General features: G+C 60.2%; 3 protein-coding genes and 1 pseudogene. All 4 read left to right on the top strand.

Annotated elements, in window-relative coordinates:
• Nucleotides 1-85 precede the first annotated feature (85 nt).
• On the top strand, nt 86-295 hold the full coding sequence (locus ABYB95_RS21910) for a phenol hydroxylase subunit (protein WP_372661945.1): 210 nt from the start codon (nt 86-88) through the stop codon (nt 293-295).
• Nucleotides 296-333: 38 nt separating this feature from the next.
• Nucleotides 334-1,329 (top strand): aromatic/alkene monooxygenase hydroxylase subunit beta, encoded by a 996-nt coding sequence (locus ABYB95_RS21905; protein WP_372661942.1) that lies wholly within the window; start codon nt 334-336, stop codon nt 1,327-1,329.
• Nucleotides 1,330-1,357: 28 nt separating this feature from the next.
• Nucleotides 1,358-1,627: an MmoB/DmpM family protein gene (locus ABYB95_RS21900; protein ID WP_372661939.1), complete on the top strand. Its 270-nt coding sequence runs from the start codon at nt 1,358-1,360 to the stop codon at nt 1,625-1,627.
• A gap of 144 nt (nt 1,628-1,771) precedes the next feature.
• A pseudogene (locus ABYB95_RS21895) lies at nt 1,772-2,274 on the top strand (phenol 2-monooxygenase); the annotation flags it as partial.

The following is a 2,274-nucleotide window of genomic DNA, read 5'->3' as shown; positions in this document are numbered from 1 at the left end:
TTCCCTTAAATATCGAGATTTATGGCTGTGATCGGGCAATCAGGCACGCCCTGTGCAATAGGTAGAGGCCACACCGAGTCAGCTTATGTCCACCGATCAACCCCCTACCAGTAAAGAAAGCCCATCCGTCGATCTCCGGAGCAAGTACGTACGGCTGCTGGAGCGCCGAGCGGACGGCCTGGTCAGTTTCGAGTTTTCGATCGGCTGGCATGAGCTGGCGGTGGAGCTGATGTTGCCCAGCGCCGCGTTCGATGAGTTCTGCACCACGAACCAGGTGATCTGGCGCGACAACTGAGTTCGCCGCCCACAACAACCCAACGGAGACAAGACCCGATGAACATTGACCTGCAGGCGCGCGAGATTACCCCGCTGCGCAACACCTTTGCCCACGTTGCCAAATACATTGGCCACGACAAAACCGCCTCGCGCTACCAGGAAGCCACGATCGGCGCTCAGCCGATGACCAACTTCCACTACCGGCCCACCTGGGATCCCGCGCATGAAATCTTTGACGCCTCGCGCAGCCAGGTTCAGCTCGCCGATTGGTATGCGCTGAAAGACCCTCGCCAGTTCTATTACGCCAACTGGGCCATGACCCGCGCACGCCAGCAAGACTCGGTGGAGGCCAACTTCCAGTTCGTCAACCAGCGCGGCATGGTGTCGATGATCCCCGACGCGGTGCGGGAAAAGGTGCTGGCTATTCTGCTGCCGATGCGCCATGCCGCCTGGGGCGCCAACATGAACAACGCGTCTATCGCGGCCTACGGCTTTGGCACCGCGTTCACGGCACCCGCCATGTTCCACGCCATGGACAACTTGGGTGTGGCGCAGTACCTCACCCGTCTTGGCCTGGCACTGGCCGAGCCCGAGGCGCTCGATGTGGGTAAGCAAGCCTGGCTGAAGGCCCCCGAGTGGCAAGGTGTGCGCCGCTACGTGGAAGACACGCTGGTGGTGCAAGACCCGTTTGAACTTTTTGTGGCGCAAAACCTGGCGCTCGACGGTCTGCTTTACCCACTGATCTACGGCAGCTTTGTCGATGACCACATCGCCCTTCAAGGTGGCACAGCCGTGGCCATGCTCACCGCGTTTATGCCCGAATGGCACGACGAAACCGCGCGATGGGTCGATGCCGTGGTCAAGACCGCCGCTGGTGAAAACGAGGCCAACCGGCAGCTGATCGCGCAATGGACCCGTGACTGGGCAGACCGCGCACAGGCAGCGCTGTCGCCGCTCGCCCGCCTGGCGCTGGCTGAACACGGTGAAGCCGCCTTGACCGAAGCCCGCGAAAAGCTCGATGCCCGCAGCCGCAAGGCCGGCGTGTTGGCCTGACTCAAGCCCTATTTACCAGGAACACCCCATGTCCAACGTATTCATTGCCTTCCAGGACAACGAAGAATCCCGTCCTGTGATCGAGGCCATCACCGCCGACAACGAGCAAGCCAAGGTGGTGCACTCGCCCGGCATGGTCAAGATCGATGCCCCCGGCAGCCTGACCATCCGGCGCCAAACCATCGAAGAAATCACCGGTCGCCCGTTCGACCTGCAGGCCATTCAAGTCAATCTCGTCACGCTCTCGGGCCACATCGACGAAGACGACGACCAGTTCACTCTGAGCTGGAGGCACTGAATGCACCCCCTGCGCCGCTTTGCGTCTTGTCCCTCTCCTTTGGGAGCAGGAGGCTCCCAGTGGCCTGGCGAAGCCAGTTCCACAGGGGCAGCGACCGAACGCCGTGCGCGCCGTTGATCCACTGAATTTCACAAGGAGACAAATATGGACACCCGTGTCAACAAGAAAAAGCTCGGCCTGAAAGAACGCTACGCCGCCATGACCCGAGGCCTGGGCTGGGAAACCAGCTACCAGCCAATGGAAAAGGTTTTCCCGTACGACAAGTACGAAGGCATCAAGATCCACGATTGGGACAAATGGGAGGATCCGTTCCGTCTCACCATGGACGCCTACTGGAAATACCAGGGTGAGAAAGAGAAAAAACTGTATGCGGTGATCGAGGCCTTTGCGCAGAACAACGGCCAGCTTGGCGTGAGCGATGCACGCTACGTCAACGCGCTCAAGCTCTTTATCCAGGGTGTGACACCACTGGAGTACTACGCACACCGCGGCTTTGCCCACGTGGGTCGGCAGTTCACCGGTGAGGGCGCAAGGGTCGCCGCGCAGATGCAAAGCGTGGACGAACTGCGTCACTACCAGACCGAAACGCACGCCCTCAGCCACTACAACAAATACTTCAACGGCCTGCACCAATCCAACCACTGGTT

The sequence above is a fragment of the Hydrogenophaga sp. genome (assembly GCF_041633695.1).
Taxonomy (GTDB): Bacteria; Pseudomonadota; Gammaproteobacteria; order Burkholderiales; family Burkholderiaceae_C; genus Hydrogenophaga.
The sequence above is the reverse complement of the archived record's forward strand: the minus strand, read 5'-3'. Positions and strand labels throughout refer to the sequence as shown.

Bases quoted from the DNA above. Each gene is read 5' to 3' on its own strand.
- ABYB95_RS21910 (WP_372661945.1), top strand. From the start codon at position 86: ATGTCCACCGATCAACCCCCTACCAGTAAAGAAAGCCCATCCGTCGAT.
- ABYB95_RS21905 (WP_372661942.1), top strand. From the start codon at position 334: ATGAACATTGACCTGCAGGCGCGCGAGATTACCCCGCTGCGCAACACC.
- ABYB95_RS21900 (WP_372661939.1), top strand. From the start codon at position 1,358: ATGTCCAACGTATTCATTGCCTTCCAGGACAACGAAGAATCCCGTCCT.